Annotated in this window: 18 protein-coding genes; 12 read left to right on the top strand and 6 right to left on the bottom strand. The window is 71.8% G+C overall.

What is annotated here, in order from left to right:
* Positions 1-48: 48 nt before the first annotated feature.
* Entirely contained in the window at positions 49-435 is a 387-nt protein-coding gene (locus ACWCQM_RS33115) for a VOC family protein (protein ID WP_450918765.1), read from the bottom strand.
* 236 nt (positions 436-671) lie between these two features.
* Between ACWCQM_RS33115 and ACWCQM_RS33120 the strand changes: the two genes are divergently transcribed.
* Complete coding sequence (locus ACWCQM_RS33120) at positions 672-1,241, top strand: DUF6328 family protein (RefSeq protein WP_450918766.1); 570 nt, start codon at positions 672-674, stop codon at positions 1,239-1,241.
* Between the two features lie 8 nt (positions 1,242-1,249).
* On the opposite strand, the gene ACWCQM_RS33125 is transcribed toward ACWCQM_RS33120, so the two are convergent.
* Together ACWCQM_RS33125 and ACWCQM_RS33130 are read right to left on the bottom strand one after the other, a co-directional pair.
* Positions 1,250-2,077 (bottom strand): VOC family protein, encoded by an 828-nt coding sequence (locus ACWCQM_RS33125; protein ID WP_450918767.1) that lies wholly within the window; start codon positions 2,075-2,077, stop codon positions 1,250-1,252.
* A gap of 129 nt (positions 2,078-2,206) precedes the next feature.
* Entirely contained in the window at positions 2,207-2,539 is a 333-nt protein-coding gene (locus tag ACWCQM_RS33130) for a DUF6479 family protein (protein ID WP_450918768.1), read from the bottom strand.
* A gap of 186 nt (positions 2,540-2,725) precedes the next feature.
* Here ACWCQM_RS33130 and ACWCQM_RS33135 point away from each other — a divergent pair, with 186 nt between their 5' ends.
* The 7 genes from ACWCQM_RS33135 to ACWCQM_RS33165 all read left to right on the top strand — a co-directional run bounded on the left by ACWCQM_RS33135 (position 2,726) and on the right by ACWCQM_RS33165 (position 11,404).
* Entirely contained in the window at positions 2,726-3,121 is a 396-nt protein-coding gene (locus ACWCQM_RS33135; protein WP_267077575.1) for a hypothetical protein, read from the top strand.
* Positions 3,122-3,158: 37 nt separating this feature from the next.
* The gene (locus ACWCQM_RS33140; protein WP_450918769.1) at positions 3,159-3,734 is read left to right on the top strand and encodes a 2Fe-2S iron-sulfur cluster-binding protein; all 576 of its coding nucleotides are present in this window, start codon (positions 3,159-3,161) and stop codon (positions 3,732-3,734) included.
* Positions 3,731-4,726: an FAD binding domain-containing protein gene (locus ACWCQM_RS33145; protein WP_450918770.1), complete on the top strand. Its 996-nt coding sequence runs from the start codon at positions 3,731-3,733 to the stop codon at positions 4,724-4,726. The genes ACWCQM_RS33140 and ACWCQM_RS33145 overlap by 4 nt, the downstream gene beginning before the upstream one ends.
* Before the next feature lie 41 nt (positions 4,727-4,767).
* The gene (locus ACWCQM_RS33150; protein ID WP_450918771.1) at positions 4,768-6,861 is read left to right on the top strand and encodes a xanthine dehydrogenase family protein molybdopterin-binding subunit; all 2,094 of its coding nucleotides are present in this window, start codon (positions 4,768-4,770) and stop codon (positions 6,859-6,861) included.
* Between the two features lie 152 nt (positions 6,862-7,013).
* A complete protein-coding gene (locus ACWCQM_RS33155) occupies positions 7,014-7,475 on the top strand; it encodes an ATP-binding protein (RefSeq protein ID WP_450918772.1) in 462 nt (153 codons plus the stop codon).
* Positions 7,476-7,624: 149 nt separating this feature from the next.
* Complete coding sequence (locus ACWCQM_RS33160; RefSeq protein ID WP_450918773.1) at positions 7,625-9,025, top strand: NADP-dependent succinic semialdehyde dehydrogenase; 1,401 nt, start codon at positions 7,625-7,627, stop codon at positions 9,023-9,025.
* Positions 9,026-9,040: 15 nt separating this feature from the next.
* A complete protein-coding gene (locus ACWCQM_RS33165; RefSeq protein WP_450918774.1) occupies positions 9,041-11,404 on the top strand; it encodes a phosphoketolase family protein in 2,364 nt (787 codons plus the stop codon).
* Positions 11,405-11,475: 71 nt separating this feature from the next.
* Here the strand turns inward: ACWCQM_RS33165 and ACWCQM_RS33170 are convergent, their stop codons facing one another.
* Complete coding sequence (locus tag ACWCQM_RS33170; RefSeq protein ID WP_450918775.1) at positions 11,476-11,883, bottom strand: hypothetical protein; 408 nt, start codon at positions 11,881-11,883, stop codon at positions 11,476-11,478.
* 111 nt (positions 11,884-11,994) lie between these two features.
* Entirely contained in the window at positions 11,995-13,110 is a 1,116-nt protein-coding gene (locus ACWCQM_RS33175) for a baeRF3 domain-containing protein (RefSeq protein ID WP_450918776.1), read from the bottom strand.
* A 139-nt stretch (positions 13,111-13,249) separates the two neighbouring features.
* Here ACWCQM_RS33175 and ACWCQM_RS33180 point away from each other — a divergent pair, with 139 nt between their 5' ends.
* Together ACWCQM_RS33180 and glsA are read left to right on the top strand one after the other, a co-directional pair.
* Positions 13,250-13,744 carry a DUF1269 domain-containing protein gene (locus ACWCQM_RS33180; RefSeq protein WP_450918777.1) on the top strand — a complete coding sequence of 165 codons (495 nt, stop codon included), beginning with the start codon at positions 13,250-13,252 and terminating at the stop codon, positions 13,742-13,744.
* A 46-nt stretch (positions 13,745-13,790) separates the two neighbouring features.
* Entirely contained in the window at positions 13,791-15,185 is a 1,395-nt protein-coding gene (glsA, locus tag ACWCQM_RS33185; RefSeq protein ID WP_450918778.1) for a glutaminase A, read from the top strand.
* Here the strand turns inward: glsA and ACWCQM_RS33190 are convergent.
* The gene (locus tag ACWCQM_RS33190; RefSeq protein WP_450918779.1) at positions 15,148-15,969 is read right to left on the bottom strand and encodes an endonuclease I family protein; all 822 of its coding nucleotides are present in this window, start codon (positions 15,967-15,969) and stop codon (positions 15,148-15,150) included. The two genes, glsA and ACWCQM_RS33190, sit on opposite strands and share 38 nt — an antisense overlap.
* Positions 15,970-16,180: 211 nt before the next feature.
* On the opposite strand from ACWCQM_RS33190, the gene ACWCQM_RS33195 reads away from it, so the two are divergent.
* Both ACWCQM_RS33195 and ACWCQM_RS33200 read left to right on the top strand, forming a co-directional pair.
* Positions 16,181-16,393, top strand: coding sequence for a hypothetical protein (locus ACWCQM_RS33195; RefSeq protein WP_450918780.1), 213 nt, complete (start codon positions 16,181-16,183; stop codon positions 16,391-16,393).
* An 81-nt stretch (positions 16,394-16,474) separates the two neighbouring features.
* Positions 16,475-17,632 (top strand): methyltransferase, encoded by a 1,158-nt coding sequence (locus tag ACWCQM_RS33200; protein WP_450918781.1) that lies wholly within the window; start codon positions 16,475-16,477, stop codon positions 17,630-17,632.
* Positions 17,633-17,819 lie beyond the last annotated feature (187 nt).

Here is a 17,819-nt window from a genome sequence, read left to right on the forward strand (position 1 = left end):
GGCCGGAGTCCCGGCCGGGCCGCACGCTGGTGCCGAGGGGATGCGCCGCTACGACCATCCGCCGTACGGACGGGTGATGAGCTCCATCCCGTGACCGCTGGGGTCGGGGAAGTACACCCCGCGCCCGCCGTCGTTGTGGTTGATCTCGCCGGGGTGCTTCTGATGGGGGTCGGCGTAGTACGTGATCCCCTGGGCCGTGATGCGCTCGAAGGCCGCGTCGAACTCGGCTTCCGAGATCAGGAACGCGTAGTGCTGGACGGTGATCGATCCGGCGGGAACGGTCGCGAAGTCCAGCGTGACGCCGTTCGCGAGAACGACCGGAATGAAAGGTCCCCATTCGGTTCCGGTGGGGAGATCCAGGATGTGTGCCAGGAAGTCCGCGGACTCCCGGTTGTCCCGGCAGTGGACAATGGTGTGATTGAGCTCGACCGACACTGTGGAATGCCTCCATAAGGCATCTCACGGGCTACCTCCACGCCTCACCCGGCCGGTGACCGACGCGCGATGCCGTACCGACGATCCTAGGCGAGCCCCCACCCCGCGTCGAGGCTGAGGGCTCTCCCGGCCCTCGTTCCGCGCTGTGGTGGATTTTCCGGCGGCTGCCACCATGGAGTGCATCACGACGCCTTCGCGGGGAACCAGTACCACCTCTACGAGGTGGGGAGGAACCGATGGGACGGACAGCGGACAGACGCGGCGAACGGGCCGGCACGAACCCGAACAGCGGACGCCAGGAGACCGAGGAGGAGCGGGCGGACCGGCAGTGGGGCGATCTGCTCCAGGAACTCCGGGTCGCGCAGACGGGCGTGCAGATCCTGTTCGGCTTCCTGCTCGCGGTGGTCTTCCAGCCCCGCTTCGCCGACCTGTCCACCGTCGACCGGGACATCTACGTCGCGACCGTGATGCTGGGTTCGGCGACCGCGGCCGCGCTGATAGGGCCCGTGTCCTACCACCGGCTGCTCACCGGCCGCCGGCTGAAGCCGCAGACGGTCACATGGGCCTCGCGGCTGACGAAGATCGGGCTCGTCCTGCTCTTCTGCACCATGTGCAGTGCCCTGCTGCTCATCCTGCGGGTGGCGCTGCACAACGCGGTGGCCCTGTGGCTGGTGGGCGGGATGGCCCTGTGGTTCCTCGTCTGCTGGTTCGTGTTCCCGCTGTGGGCCATCGCCCGGGGCGACGGCCGGCGGCCGTCGGACGGGAGCAGCCCCGGGGACGCCGAGGACTCTGGCCAGGACCGTTGACCGGCTGCTCAGTCGTCGTCGGCGCTCGCCGGGCTGCGTACGTCCGTCACGGTGAACAGCCCGCCGTCCGGGTCGCGCAGCGTCGCCTCCTTGCCCTGGGGCACGTCGCGCCGCTCCATCACGGTCCCTCCGTGCCGCTCCGCCGAGAGGACCGTCGCGTCCACGTCGGCCACCGGGAACTGCACCTGCCAGTGCGGGCGCACCTGCGGGTCGGGGGCGGACTCGACCGCGCCCGAGCTGATCCGGGCCAGCGGGCGCCCGTTGCAGCGGACGAGAACCTCTTCCTTCACGTACGCCACTTCGCAGCCGCCGGGCTCGCCGCTCTCCCAGCCGAGCACCTCGCCGTAGAAGATCGCGGCGTCGAAGGCGTCCCTGGTACGCAGCCGGAGCCAGGCGTGCGCCCGGTTCCCGGACGGTGCCAGCGTGGCCGCGCGTCCGGTCCACTCCCAGACGCCGAAGGACGCCCCGTCCCGGTCGGCGGCCAGGACGGCGCGGCCCTGCCCGAGGGTCAGCGGGCCCACCGCCACGGTCCCGCTGCGTTCACGGATGCGGCTCGCGACGAGATCGGCGTCCCGGACCGAGAAGTAGGGCATCCAGGCCACGGCGACCTGGTAGGCGGAGGCGACCGCGCCGATGCCCGCCGCCGGCACACCGTCGGAGCGGGCCATCACGAAGTCCCTGCCCAGCGGCCCCCGGCGGAACGTCCAGCCCAGGACGGCGCCGTAGAAGCGCTGCGCGTCCTCCAGATCGCGGGTGACCAGGTGGACCCAGCACGGCGCGCTGGCACCGCTCAGCACTGCCGGTTCCGGCGCGGTCCGCGGTTCGCTAGGAGTCATGTCCACTGCCTTATCGGTTCTGCGGCATGACTTCTTCGGTGCCGCCCGGCCAGGACCAGCCTCATGGGCCCCGGCGACTCCCGCAACACGCGGAGCCGCCGACCGGACCTGGCCGGACCAGCGCGGCCCTCAGTCGCGCGGACGGTCGGGGTCGGGCGGGATCACCTCGTTGCCGTGACCGCCGAGCTCGTACGGCGAGAGTGCGCTGCCGTTGTCGGGGAAGCTGTCCGAACCGTGCTTGTCACTCTCCTGGATCTCCGTGCGGTGAGCGGGCCGGTGCGGCTGCTCCTCGGGGCGCGGCGGCGGCAGTTCCTTGTCCCGGCGCCGCATGCCCCACCAGAAACCGCCGATCAGCAGCAGCACCACGGCGAGGCCGACGACGCCGATGGTCACGCCCACTGCCCCGGGGCCGTCGGCGAGGGTGGCGGCGAGTGAGTCCCTTGCTCCATTCGTTACGTCCATGCATGGCGCATACCCCGGGAGATCGACCGCAGACAGATAATGGCTCTAATTCATGTTTTATGAGGATGTAAAAGCGAATGCGTTTCATGCGGCGTCCGCGCATCGTTCGCTCGTGTCGCAGACAGGCAGTGGCGGGGTGAGCCTGGAATGAGTCACCTGACCCCGCTCCCGGCGAAAGGAACCCAGGTGAACAGCACGCAGGGACAGACACAGGAACACCAGGAGAGCGGCGATGTCGTCGTCGCGGTGACCGGATGCCCCAAGGACGACGCGCGCATCGTGTTCGACGTGCTGCGGCGCTCCTTCGTCTCCGACCGCCCGGCGAGCGACGCCCCCGAGGACGCGTCGGACACCCGCCCCACCGTGTGGACGGCGACCGTCGACGTCACCGAGGTGAGGACCGGGCCCGAACCCGCCCGGCTCTCGGCGCCGGTGACGGTCGAGGCACAGGGCGGCTACTGGGCGGTGGACCGGCTCCGCGAGCATCTGGCGGACGCCTTCGCCGTACGGGTCGTCGGAACGGCGGCCGGCGACCAGGAACAGGAGATCCGGCTGCGCCTCGAGAGCCACCGTCCGGCCTGACGGCGGACGCACCCCCGAACCCGGAAGGTACGCGCACATGGATGCCATCCCCGGGACCGTCGGGACGGACACGGCACAGACGCCTGCTCCCCCCGACCGTTCCTCCACCTTCACGCTGTACGTCAACGGCACCGCCCGGACCCTCACGCTCGACCACCGCACCACCGTGCTGGACGCGCTGCGCGAGCATCTCGGGCTCACCGGGGCGAAGAAGGGCTGCGACCACGGCCAGTGCGGTGCCTGCACCGTGCTCATCGACGGCCGGCGCGCCAACAGCTGTCTGCTGCTGGCCGTCGCTCAGGCGGACGCCCGGATCACCACCGTCGAGGGACTGTCCCGCGGCGGCCGGCCGCACCCGCTGCAGGACGCCTTCCTGGAGCGGGACGCCCTGCAGTGCGGCTACTGCACCCCCGGACAGCTCTGCTCGGCGGCCGGAATGCTCGGCGAGGCCGCAGACGGCTTCCCGTCCCACGCGACCCCGGGCACGGCGCTCGCCGACCCCGGACCCGCCCGGCTCGGCGCCGACGAGATCCGCGAGCGGATGAGCGGAAACCTCTGCCGGTGCGGCGCCTACCCCCACATCGTCGAGGCGATCCAGGACGTGGCGCCGTGAAATCCTTCGCCTATCTGCGCCCCGGATCGGTGGCCGAAGCCGTCCACGCCGGCGCGGGGGACCCCGCCGCCCGGTATCTCGGCGGCGGCACCAACCTCGTCGATCTGATGAAGCTCGGCGTGGAGGAGCCCGCCCTGCTCATCGACGTGAGCCGGCTGCCCCTGGACCGAGTGACCCGCACCGGTGACGGCGGCCTCCGGATCGGTGCGACCGTACGCAACAGCGACCTGGCGGCCCACCCCGACGTACGCCGGAGCTACCCCGCCCTGTCGCAGGCTCTGCTCTCCGGCGCGTCCGGACAGCTCCGCAACGCCGCGACCACCGGCGGGAACCTCCTCCAGCGCACCCGGTGCCCGTACTTCCAGGACGTCTCCAAACCCTGCAACAAGCGGACCCCCGGCTCGGGCTGCCCGGCCCGGGAGGGCGCCCACCGCGACCTCGCGGTGCTCGGCCACTCGCAGGACTGCGTGGCCACCAACCCCTCGGACATGGCGGTCGCCCTCGCGGCCCTGGACGCCACAGTCCTGCTGCACGGGCCCGAGGGCGAGCGGACCGTGCCCGTCACCGGGTTCCACCGGCTGCCCGGCGACAACCCCGACCAGGACACGGTCATCCGGCCGGGCGAGCTGATCACCGATGTGGTGCTGCCGCCGGCTCCCGACGGGACCCTCTCGCTGTACCGCAAGGCACGTGACCGGGCGTCCTACGCCTTCGCGCTGGCCTCCGTCGCGGCCGTACTCGGCGTGCGCGAGGGCCGCGTCGAGTACGCCGCGCTCGCGTTCGGCGGGCTCGCGCACCGGCCGTGGCGCGCCCGCGCGGCCGAGGACGCCCTGAGGGGCGCCCCCGCCACCGAGGAAGCCTTCACGCGGGCCGTGGACGCCGAACTCGCGGCCGCCAGGCCCCTGCGCGACAACGGCTTCAAGGTGGATCTGGCCCGGAGGCTGGCCGTGGACGCACTGGCCCGGCTGGCGTCCCGGGCGGTTGCCGCCTGACCCGCCGGTCCCTCACACCCCCACGAACCGAGGACTCCGTCATGAGCGACTCCCCGCAGGCGCTGGGCGCGCCTGTCGTCCGCCGCGAGGGCCGGGACAAGGTCACCGGCACCGCCCGTTACGCCGCCGAGCACACCGGGCCGGACTCCCTGTACGGCTGGATCGTCCCCGCCACCGTCGCGCGCGGACGTGTCACCGCGATCCGCACCGCGGACGCGCTCGCCGTGCCCGGGGTGCACACCGTCCTGACCCACGACAACGCCCCGAGGCTCCAGGAGCCCGACGACCCGGTCCTGGCCGTGCTCCAGGACGACCGGGTTCCGCACCGGGGCTGGCCCGTCGCCCTCGTCCTGGCCGAGAGCATCGAAGCCGCGCGGGCGGGCGCCGGAGCCGTACACGTCGAATACGCCACCACCGCCCACGACGTCGTCCTCACCCCCGGTCACCCGGGCCTCTACACCCCCGAGCAGGCCAACGGCGGCCACCCCGGCCTGCGCGAGCGCGGGGACGCCGGGCGCGCGTTCGACGCCGCGCCCGTGCGGATCGACGCCACGTACACCCTGCGGGGACTGCACAACCACCCCATGGAGCCGCATGCCTCCACCGCCCGGTGGGCCGACGGCCACCTCACCGTGCACGACTCCAGCCAGGGTGCCGACGCCGTACGCGAGGGCCTCGCCCAGGCGCTCGGCCTCGACCGGGACCGCATCACCGTCGTCTCCGAACACGTCGGCGGCGGCTTCGGCTCCAAGGGCACGCCGCGCCCGCAGGCCGTCCTCGCCTCCATGGCCGCACGGCACACCGGACGAACCGTCCAGCTCGCCCTGCCCCGGCGGTACATGGCCGCGATCGTCGGACACCGCGCGCCCACCGTCCAGCGGGTCCGGCTGGGCGCCGATCGCGACGGAGTGCTCTCCAGCGTCTCCCACGAGATCGTCACGCACACGTCGCGCATCAAGGAGTTCGTCGAGCAGGCCGCCGTACCCGCCCGCGTCATGTACGCCTCGCCCCACAGCCGCACCGAGCACCGGGTGACCGCGCTCGACGTACCCAGCCCGTCCTGGATGCGCGCACCGGGGGAGGCGTCGGGCATGTACGCCCTGGAGTCCGCCATGGACGAACTGGCCTCCGCCCTCGGGATCGACCCGGTCGAACTCCGGCTGCGCAACGAGCCGTCGGCCGAACCCGACAGCGGACGCCCCTTCAGCAGCCGCAATCTGGCCGCCTGTCTGAGCGAGGGCGCCCGCCGCTTCGGCTGGTACGACAGGGACCCCCAGCCCGCCACCGTCCAGGACGGCCCGTGGCTGCTCGGCACCGGAGTCGCCTCGGCCACCTATCCCGTACTCCTGTCGAAGTCCGCCGCCTCGGTGCACGCCGCGCCCGACGGCACCTTCCGCGTCGCCGTGGACGCCACGGACATCGGTACCGGCGCCCGCACCGTCCTCGCGCAGATCGCCGCCTCCGCCCTGGGCGTGCCCCAGGAGGACGTCCGGATCGACATCGGCAGCAGCGATCTGCCCACCGGGTCCGTCGCGGGCGGCTCCTCGGGCACCGCCTCCTGGGGAACGGCCGTGCACAAGGCCGCCACCGCCCTGGTGGGCCGGCTGGCCGAGCACACCGGGCCGCTCCCGCCCGAGGGCCTCACCGCCACCGCCGACACCGCCGAGGAGGCGGGGGAGTCCCCGTACGCCCGGCACGCCTTCGGCGCCCACTTCGCCGAGGTCGCCGTCGACTCGCTCACGGGCGAGGTGCGGGTGCGCAGGCTCCTGGGCGTGTACGCCGCCGGACGCATCCTCAACTCCCGCACGGCACGCTCCCAGTTCATCGGCGGGATGGTCATGGGCCTCGGCATGGCCCTCACCGAGGGCAGCTCCATGGACCCGGTCTTCGGGGACTTCACCGAGAGCGATCTGGCCTCCTACCACGTGCCGGTCTGCGCCGACGTCCCGGACATCGAGGCGCACTGGATCGACGAGCTCGACCCGCACCTCAACCCGATGGGCAGCAAGGGCATCGGCGAGATCGGGATCGTGGGGACGGCCGCGGCGATCGGGAACGCCGTGCGGCACGCCACCGGCGCCCGGCTGCGCGAGCTGCCCCTCACCCCGGACAAGATCCTGCCCTATCTGCCCTGACTCCCTGTGACGGTCCGCCTCGGTTGCGCGACCGGCCCACTCGGGTCACCCTGATGAGTGACCCAGAAGTGATAACTGCTCACGCTTCGTGTTCGGGGGTCGTTGGTCAGACGGGGTGAAGCACGTGGGCCTCGCGGTGAGGAGCCTCGACGATGACCGTTCCACTCGACCGGCACTATCTGGTCGAACTGCAGGTGTCGGCAGAGCGCATTTCCCAGCTGCGGCGCATAGTCGCCGCACACCTTCGTCACTGGAGTCTCGATCTGCACGTCCGGCCCGTGTGCCGGGCGGCCGAGGAGCTCCTGACGAACGTCCAGCGACATGTCGGCGACGACAACCACTGCGTCGTCGAACTCCGCTGGACCGGCCGGCACCTGACGGTGTCCGTGGCCGACAACGACGCCCGGATGCCCCGGCTGCTCGACGGCGGTGGCGGCGGTCTGAGCCGCGTGATGGCCCTCAGCGACAGCTGGGGGACCTGCCGGACCACCGACGGCAAGGTCGTGTGGTTCACGCGCTACGCCGAGACGCCGTGCACCACCGGACTGCTCCCGCGCACGCCGCTGCCCGGTGGGCGCGGCTTCCTGAGCACCCCGGTCGCCGAACTCGTGTGACCAGCAGCCCGTCGCCGGCCCGGCCGGTGCGGACGGCGTGCCCGGAGCACGCATGATCCGCACCGGCCGGGTACGTGTGCGTGAGGGCCGCGTTGCGCACCGGCGTGCGGCGCGGCACGGTCGGAGAACAGACGCAAGGAGGCACTGCCATGCCCATCGCGACGGTCAACCCCGCGAACGGCGAGACGCTCAGGACATTCGACGCACTGGACGAGCGGGAGACCGAGCGCAGGCTCGCCGCCGCGCACCGGGCCTTTCGCCGCTACCGCACCACGGACTTCGCCGAGCGCGCCCGCCTGCTCGGACGGGCCGCCGATCTCCTCGACGCGGACCAGCCGGACATCGCCCGCACCATGACCACCGAGATGGGCAAGCCGGTCAAGGCCGCCAGAGCCGAGGCCGCGAAGTGCGCCAAGGCGATGCGCTGGTACGCCGCCAACGCCGAACGCCTGCTCGCCGACGAGCACCCCGACGACACCGACGTCAAGGACTCCGGCGCCTCACGCGCCCGGGTGCACTACCGGCCGCTGGGCGTGGTCCTCGCCGTGATGCCGTGGAACTTCCCGCTCTGGCAGGTCATGCGCTTCGCCGCGCCCGCGCTCATGGCGGGCAACACCGGTCTGCTCAAGCACGCGTCGAACGTGCCGCAGACCGCTCTGTACATCGAGGACCTGTTCACCCGCGCCGGATTCCCCGAGGGCTGCTTCCAGACGCTGCTCATCGGCTCGGGCGCGGTCGAGGCGGTCCTGCGCGACCCCCGGGTCGCCGCCGCGACCCTCACCGGAAGCGAACCGGCAGGCCGCGCGGTCGCCTCCGTCGCGGGCGACGAGGTGAAGAAGACCGTGCTGGAGCTCGGCGGCAGCGACCCGTACATCGTCCTGCCCTCGGCCGACATCGAGAAGGCCGCCGCGACCGCGGTGACCGCCCGGGTGCAGAACAACGGGCAGTCCTGCATCGCCGCCAAGCGCTTCATCGTCCACGCCGACGTGTACGACGCGTTCGCCGAGCGGTTCACCGCCGGGATGAGCGCCCTCACCGTCGGCGACCCGCTGGAGGAGTCCACCGACGTCGGGCCGCTCTCCAGCGAACAGGGCCGCACCGACCTGGAGGAGCTCGTCGGCGACGCCCTCGGCAAGGGCGCCACCGCGCTGTGCGGGGGCGGCCGGCCGCGCGGTCTCGACCGCGGCTGGTTCTACGAGCCCACCGTGCTCACCGGCATCACCCCCGGCATGCGCATCCACCGCGAGGAGACCTTCGGCCCGGTGGCGACGCTCTACCGCGTCGCGGACCTGGACGAGGCCGTGGAGCTCGCCAACGACACCCCCTTCGGACTCAGCTCCAACGTCTGGACGCGCGACGAGGGCGAGATGACCCGCTGCGTGCGCGACCTGGAGGCGGGCGGGGTCTTCTTCAACGGGATGACGGCCTCCCATCCCGCACTGCCCTTCGGCGGCGTGAAGCGCTCCGGATACGGGCGGGAGCTGGCAGGACACGGCATCCGCGAGTTCTGCAACGCCACCACCGTCTGGTACGGCCCCGACGCCGGCTGACCCGGGAGAAGCCTCATGACAGACGCCCTGTCCGACACCGAACTCGCGGCCCTCGACGCCCACTGGCGCGCCGCCAACTACCTGGCGGTCGGCCAGATCTACCTGCTGGCGAACCCCCTCCTCGAAGAGCCCCTGGCGCCCGCGCACATCAAGCCGCGGCTGCTGGGCCACTGGGGCACCTCGCCCGGGCTGAACCTGGTCCACACCCACCTCAACCGCGTCGTCAAGGCACGGAAGCGCCCCGCGCTGTGCGTCTGGGGACCGGGCCACGGCGGACCGGCCGTCCTCGCCAACTCCTGGATCGAGGGCAGCTATTCGGAGATCTACCCCGATGTCGGCCGCGACCGCGCCGGTATGGGTGCCCTGTTCAAGCAGTTCTCCTTCCCCGGCGGCGTGCCCAGCCATGTCGCCCCGGAGACCCCGGGCTCCATCCACGAGGGAGGCGAGCTCGGATACGCGCTCGCGCACGCCTACGGCGCCGCGTACGACCACCCGGAGCTGCTCGTGGCCTGCGTCATCGGGGACGGGGAGGCGGAGACCGGCCCGCTGGCCACGTCCTGGCACTCCAACAAGTTCCTCGACCCCGTCCACGACGGCGCGGTCCTGCCGGTCCTCCATCTCAACGGATACAAGATCGCGAACCCGACGGTGCTCGCCCGGCTCCCCGAGGACGAGCTCGACGCCCTCCTGCGCGGATACGGCCACGACCCCGTCTACGTCGAAGGGGACGACCCCGAGACCGTCCACCGCGCCATGGCGGCCGCCATGGACCTCGCCCTGGACCGCATCGGCGCGTACCAGCGCGCGGCCCGGACCGAGGGCGCCACCGAGCGCCCCCGCTGGCCGATGATCGTGCTGCGCACCCCCAAGGGCTGGACGGGCCCGGAGGACGTCGACGGGCTCCCCGTCGAGAACACCTGGCGCGCCCACCAGGTGCCGCTGCCCGGGGTCCGGGACAACCCGGACCATCTGCGGCAGCTGGAGGAGTGGATGCGCTCCTACCGGCCGGAGGAACTCTTCGACGCCGAGGGCCGGCCCACCGCCCAGGTCCTGGACTGCGTCCCCGAGGGCACGGCACGGCTCGGCTCGACGCCGTACGCCAACGGTGGGCTTCTGCTGCGCGATCTGCCGCTTCCCTCCCTGGAGGACCACGCGGTCCCGGTCGACAGGCCGGGGACCGTCCTGCACGAGCCCACCCGGGTGCTCGGCGGCCTGCTCGCGGACGTCATGGCGGCCACGGCCGGGCGCAGGGACTTCCGCGTCGTCGGCCCCGACGAGACGGAGTCCAACCGCCTCGGCGCGCTCTACGAGGCCACCGGCAAGGCATGGCAGGCCCGGATCCTCCCGGTCGACGAGCACCTGGCACGCGACGGCCGTGTGATGGAGGTGCTCTCCGAGCACCTGTGCCAGGGCTGGCTGGAGGGATACCTCCTCACCGGACGGCACGGCCTGTTCTCCTCGTACGAGGCCTTCGCCCATATCGTCGACTCGATGGTCAACCAGCACATCAAGTGGCTGCGCACCTCGCGCCGGCTGCACTGGCGCGCGCCGGTCGCCTCGCTGAACTACCTGCTCACCTCGCACGTCTGGCGCCAGGACCACAACGGTTTCTCGCACCAGGACCCCGGCTTCGTCGACCACATCCTCAACAAGAGTCCCGAGGTCGTACGGGTCTATCTGCCGCCGGACGCCAACACGCTGTTGTCCACGGCGGACCATGTGCTGCGCAGCCGGGACTACGTCAACGTGATCGTCGCCGGGAAGCAGCCCGGCTTCGACTGGCTCACCCTCGACGAGGCCCGCGCGCACTGTGCCCGTGGCGCCGGGATCTGGGAGTGGGCGGGCACGGAGGACGGCAGCCGCGAACCGGACGTCGTGCTGGCCTGCGCGGGGGACGTGCCCACGCTGGAGACGATGGCCGCGGCCGGGCTGCTGAGGCGTCATCTTCCGGAGCTGGCCGTGCGCGTGGTGAACGTGGTCGACATGACCCGGCTCCTGCCGCACGAGGAGCACCCGCACGGGATGCCGGACGCGGAGTACGACGCACTGTTCACCCGGGACAAGCCGGTGATCTTCGCCTACCACGGCTATCCGTGGCTGGTGCACCGGCTGGCCTACCGGCGCGCGGGCCACGCTCAGCTGCACGTCCGCGGCTACAAGGAGGAGGGGACCACCACCACACCGTTCGACATGGTGGTCCGCAACGACCTGGACCGCTACCGGCTGGTCATGGACGTCGTCGACAGGGTGCCCGGTCTGGGCGTGCGCGCCGCCGCCGTACGGCAGGCGATGACGGACGTCCGCACCCGTCACCACGACTGGATCCGGGAACACGGCACGGACCTGCCCGAGGTGGCGGACTGGGCCTGGGACGGCTGAACACCGGCGGCGACGCACTCCGGCCGGCCTGCTTCCTCGCAGGCCGGCCGGAGGTGCGCGGGGCGGGGCGCTCAGCTCACGGTCGTGCGGACGACCGGGGAGACGGCGCCCCCGCCGACGATACGGAGGGCGTTCTCGCCCTTGATGCCCAGCTTCACCCGCAGGCTGTACTCGCCGCTGCGGGCCGTCCTGATCGTGGCGGGCAGGGACACCCAGCGCTTGCCCTGCTTCTGCTGGAGCGTGACCGGGGTGCCGGAGGTGACGTTGCGGGCGGAGCCGTGGATACGGAACTCCTCCCACGCCGCGACGGCACGCGCGGTCGCGTGCGCGGAGATGGCCGGGCGCGTGGCCAGGTCGTGCGCGCGCTCCCCGGACGGCGGTGCGGGGACACCGGACGACGCCGCGGCCCCGCCCACCGCGCCGGCCAGTGCCACCGCTGTCAGCAGGGCTGCCGCCGATGCGCGCCTGAATCGGTCCATGAATGGCTCTCCTTCGTGCACCGCGCGATCGGTGAGATCAACGCGGCGAGATCGACTTCGGAGCGCCAAACCTAGACATACTTCACATAATCCTCACGTAGGGACACGCGGTCAGAAGCGGAGAACCGCCGCGATGCGCCCATGGTCCGCGAGGGAGTCGTCGGCGACGAAGGCCACCTCGCAGCCGTTGTCCAGTGCCGCCTCGACGAGCTCGTCGACGATGTCCTCGCGGACCTGGCCGTCCGTCGCCGGCGCGACGTCCGGTCCTACCGGCTCCAGGTGCCCGTCGGTGATCCGGACCGTCTGCTCGAAGTGCTCCTCGACCGCGATCAGCCCCGCCCGGCCCTCGCGTACGGCCAGCCACACCTCGTCGAGCCCGCCGGCGAAGGAGCGGCTGCTCAGGGCGTTGTCGAACCTGCCGCGGATCTCGGAGGCCGTCTGCTCCCGCCAGCTCTCCAGGGCCGGGGTCAGCTCCTTGAGCAGCTCCGGCGCGGTGGTGCCCGGGGTCGTGCCCTTCGCCACCCTGCCGACGGCCGGCTTCGCGCTCTCGCCCACCTCGTCGAGCAGGGAGAGTGCCGGTGCCAGACCGACCAGGAACAGCGGGCGCGGGTCGGCCGCCATGACCGCGCGCAGGTGCTCGTCGACCGTGCGAAGGAAGTTGCGCGCGTCCTCGCTGCTGTACGTGCTCGGGGTGTCGCCGATGCGCTCCTCGCGCTGCGGGTTGGGCTCCTCGTGCGGGGCCGCCAGCGGGAACCCGTCCCGCGCCTCGGGCCGCAGGCCGTCGTTCGTGCCCGAGAACAGCGCGGCATGCTCCGCGGAGACGCTGAGCACCCAGAAGAGCCGGGCCCCGGCCTTGGCCGACACCAGGTTGCGGGTCAGATAACTGTCGCTGAGCACCACTCGTTCGGGGGCGGTGCGCGGCAGTTGCCAGATCTGGTACTCGTCCGCGTCGGCCAGGATCACCAGGGAGTCCAGCGCGCGGCGCTGGTCCACCTCCTCCACGGCGCGGTCGAGCTGGGCCTTGACCGCCGCCCGGGCCTCGCGGGTCACCCGGGGGTCGGCCTCCAGGCGGCCCGCTGCCTCGGCCACGAGATTCCGCAGCCGCACGGAGTCCTGGGCGTTGTCCGGCGCCTTGCGGTGGGTGGGCATCGTCAGGGACAGGGCCGGATACGGCCTGTTCCTGCGGAGTTCCTGCAGAAGGCCGGGGGTCAGGGCGTCCGTGTCCATCGTTGTCTCCCGGAGGGTTCGGGGTCCGCGGTACTGGGGCCGCCCCCGTGGCGCGGAGCGGGTCGTTCGACGAGTCAATTCATACCTTTTGATCCTAATATGAGCGAGTTATTCCCTTTCTCTTCCGGAGGTACATGCGATGTCCACGCTCACCGTGTGGAAGTTCCAGTCGGCCGAAGGCGCGGAGAACGTGGAGACCGCCCTGAAGTCCCTCCAGAAGGAAGGGCTGCTGAAGATCATCGACGCCGCCGTCGTGTCCTGGCCCGCCGAGCGCTCGAAGCCGAGGACGAAGCAGCTGATCAACCTCGTCGGAGCGGGCGCGCTGAGCGGCACCTTCTGGGGGATGCTCTTCGGGCTGATCTTCCTGATGCCCCTGCTCGGCGCCGCGATCGGAGCCGCCGCGGGCGCGCTCGGCGGAAAGCTCGCCGACGTCGGCATCGACGACGACTTCATCGCCGAGGTCAAGCAGCAGGTCACACCGGGGACTTCGGCGCTCTTCCTGCTCACCACGGCCGAAGTGCCCAGCCGCATCGGGGAGTCGCTGCCCGGCGGAGGCGCCGAGCTGCTGCACAGCAACCTCGACACCGGGCGCGAGGCCAAGCTCCGCGAGATCTTCGGCGACGAAGCGGAATGACGGACGGCCACGTGTCCGGTCGCCCCCGGCGTCGGGCGGGGCGCCGGTGACCGCGTCCGAAGCCGTCACGGACGCGCTGCGCGATCTGCACGCGCGCTTCGCCGGCGTACGGGAGGGCCGGCGCGCCGACTACATCCCCGAGCTGGCGCGGTCCGACCCCGACGCCTTCGGGATCGCCGTCGTCAGCATGGACGGGCACTGCTACAGCGCCGGAGCGGCGGACACCGCCTTCACCCTCCAGTCGGTGTCCAAACCCTTCGTCTACGCCCTCGCCCTGTCCACGCACGGGCTCGACGAGGTGGGCCGCTGGGTCGGCGCGGAACCCAGCGGTGAGGCCTTCAACGCCATCAGCCTGGAGGCCCGTACCGGACGGCCCGCCAACGCCATGGTCAACGCCGGTGCCATCGTCACCACCGCGCTGGTCCCCGACAGCCCGGACCTGCCGGCGTTCTCCCGCATCCTCACCTGTCTGAGCCGTTTCGCCGGCCGGAGGCTGGACGTCGACGAGGACGTGTACCGCTCCGAGGCCGGGACCGGCGACCGCAACCGGGCCCTCGCCTATCTGATCCGCAGCACCGGGACCCTGCCGCTCGACCCCGTCGCCGCCGTGGACACCTACTTCCGGCAGTGCTCCGTGCGCGCCACCGCCGTCGACCTCGCCGTGATGGCCGGGACACTCGCGCACGGCGGAGTCAATCCGCTGACCGGCGAGACCGTCGTCCCGCTGGAGGTCGCGGCACAGGTACTCGCCGTCATGGCCACCTGCGGCATGTACAACGCGTCCGGCGAGTGGCTGCTGAGGGTGGGGCTGCCCGCCAAGAGCGGTGTGTCCGGGGGGCTGATCGCCGCGGGGCCCGCCCGCTTCGGCCTGGCCACCTACAGCCCGCCCCTCGACGCCGCAGGGACATCGGTGCGCGGGCAGGCCGCGCTCGGTGCCCTGTCCGAACGGCTGGGACTCCATCTGATGAGGAATCCTGCGCTGCCCGGCTCCACGGTCACCCTCGTCACCACCGCCGATGTGCTCCCCTCGGCCCCGTCCGGCCGGCGGGAGCGGGCCCTGCACGAGCGGGTCGGTGTCGTGGCCGCCCAGGGTGCCCTCGACTTCACCGCCGTCGAGCGTGTGCTGTACGCCCTGGACGAGTCCGGCCCCGACCGGGTGGGCGCGGTCGTGCTGGACCTGCGCGAGGTCACGGGCGTGGACCCGGTCGCGCTCGCGCTGCTGCACGCGGGTCTGGCCAGGCTCGCGCGGGACGGGCGGCGCGCCGCCGTCGTCGATCCCGGCGACCGGCTCGGCCCGCCCGACCTGGTGCGGGAGCGGACCGGCCAGGACCTGCCGCGCTTCGGCTCCCGCGAGGAAGCCGTGGAGCGCTGCGCGCAGGCCGTGGCCGACCCTGTCCGTGCTCCTACCAGATGGCCTCGACCCACTCCGGGTGGTCGATGAACGGGTTCCGGTTGTGCTGGAACCGGTCGAATATGACCTCGTTGCGGTTCTGCTCGAAGCTGTCCGGCGGGTCCTCCTGGCTCCACTGCTTCAGCACGGAGAGCCGTCCGATGTTCGGCGCTGAGCCGTTGCTCACGCTGTCGTTCGGTTCGAGGTCGGCGAAGGCGTCGTCGCCCTCGTAGCGCACCGCCATGTAGAGGATCATCCGGGCGACATCGCCCTTGACCGCGTCGCGCGGCTCGAAGGAGTTGCTGTCGGTGTAGTTGCCGGGCGCCCCGGACACGGCGCTGCCGCCGTTGTCGAAGTCCTTGTTGCCGCGGATGGAGTTGACCTGGACGTCCTCCGGACGCAGGTGGTGGATGTCGGTGCCGGGCCCGGTCGACGTGCCGAAGTCGCCGTGGGACTTGGCCCAGACGTGCTCGCGGTTCCAGTCGCCGACGGCACCCCCGTTCTCGCTCTTGGACTGGGAGCGGCCGGTGTAGAGGAGGATCACGTTGGAGGAGTTGGAGGGGTCCTCGTCGGTGGCCTTGAGCGCGTCCCAGACCTGGCTGTAGGAGAGCTTGGTCTGGTCGCTGATGATCGTGTGCAGGGAGCTCTTCAGCGCGGTGCCGGTCTTGCCGAGCGCGTCCTGGTAGTAGGTGTCGTCGAGTGCGACGGCCGGGGACATGGTCCCGGCCGCGTCGGTGGTGGCGGCGGGTGCGGCGGACGCGACGCCGGTGAGTACGACGATCGAGGCGGCTGTGGCGATCAGTGGACGCGCGTAGATACGGCGACGACTGGACATGTGGGGTGTCCTCTCCGAGGTGCTGAACGGTGTCGTGGTGGCCGTGCGGGGGCTGCTCGTCCGGGAGCCTTCCACACGCACGGTGCTCGTCGTGTGAACGTTGCGTATTCATCATGTGCAAGTCAAGTGACGCCTCGTGGGCGGCCGCCGGGGTATCGGATGCGCCGACCGCGCACCGGCGCGAGAATTACCGCAAGGACGAGGAGGCGGTATGAGCGAAGAGTCCGAATCCGTATCCGTATCCGTACCGGAGGTCCGGGGGGTGACTCCCGACCGTCTGCTGCACACCGGCGGCGGCGAACAACCCACCGCGGAGGACCTGGTGCTCGCCTCCGGGCGGGATGTGACCCCCGAGAGTCTGGAGTGGGCACGGCGCAAGCTGTCCGAGGAGGGCCGCTCGGCCATGGAGAAGCGGCTTCCCTAGGCCGGGTGGGGTGGCGCAGGGGGCCCCTGGGGCGGGGAGCGTGCAGGGCGCTCCCCGCCACTCGGTTAGCCTGAACGCAATATGAACCGTTTGACGACGTCACAGGGCGAATTCGATCTCGCCCGCTTTCCCGAGAACCCGCGCGATCCCCTCCGTGCGTGGGACGCCGCCGACGAGTATCTGCTGAACCGGCTGGACGGCGCCGAGGGGAGCGAGCCCGTCCGTCCCTCCGGCACCGTGGCGGTGGTCGGTGACCGCTGGGGCGCTCTCACCACCGCGCTCGCCGCCCACGGCCCCGTACAGATCACCGACTCGTACCTCGCGCGGCGCGCCACGACGGCCAACCTCGCGCGCAACGGCCTCGATCCGGACTCGGTGCGCATGCTGTCGGTGCGCGACACCCCTCCGGAGCGCGTGGATCTCCTGCTCGTACGGGTTCCCAAGAGCCTCGCGCTCCTCGAGGACCAGTTGCACCGGCTCGCCCCGGCCGTGCACGCAGGGACCGTCGTCATCGGCACCGGCATGGTGAAGGAGATCCACACCTCCACGCTCAAGCTCTTCGAGCGGATCATCGGGCCCACCCGCACCTCCCTCGCGGTGAAGAAGGCGCGGCTCATCTTCTGCACCCCGGACCCGGCCCTGCCGAGGACACCCAGCCCCTGGCCGTACCGCTACGACCTGCCCGGCGACGTCGGCGCCGTCTCCGGCCGCACGGTCACCAACCACGCCGGGATCTTCTGCGCCGAGCGACTGGACATCGGCACCCGCTTCTTCCTGAAGCACCTCCCCGCGCGGACGGGCCCGGACCATGTCGTCGACCTCGGCTGCGGGAACGGCGTCGTGGGCACCTCCGCCGCGCTGGCCAACCCCGACGCCACCGTCACCTTCATCGACGAGTCCTACCAGGCCGTCGCCTCCGCCCAGGAGACCTTCAGGGCCAATGCCGCCCCGGACACCGAGGGGCACTTCCTGGTCGGCGACGCGATGGCGGACGTGCCCCCGTCGAGCGTGGACCTCGTCCTCAGCAACCCGCCCTTCCACTCGCACCAGGCGGTCACCGACGCCACCGCCAGGAACATGTTCCACGGAGCGCGCGCCGCGCTGCGTCAGGGCGGTGAGCTCTGGGTCGTCGGCAACCGGCACCTCGGCTACCACACCCAGCTGCGCCGGATCTTCGGCAACTGCGTCACCGTCGCCGGCGACCCGAAGTTCGTCGTCCTGCGAGCCGTCAAGCGCTGAACCGCGCCGGTGGATGCGCCTCATGGGTGAACGCCGCGCAGGCGGTCCGGTGCGCACGGTGACCGCGAGGGTTACGGTCGAACCGCTACGACGCCGTAGCGGGCTCCCGGCAGAGGCGTGCGAAGGCCAGGATCCGGCCGGTCTCCACCACGGAGGCGGTCCTGTGCCGCCGCATCGCCGAACCGGG

The sequence above is a fragment of the Streptomyces sp. NPDC002125 genome (assembly GCF_053593715.1).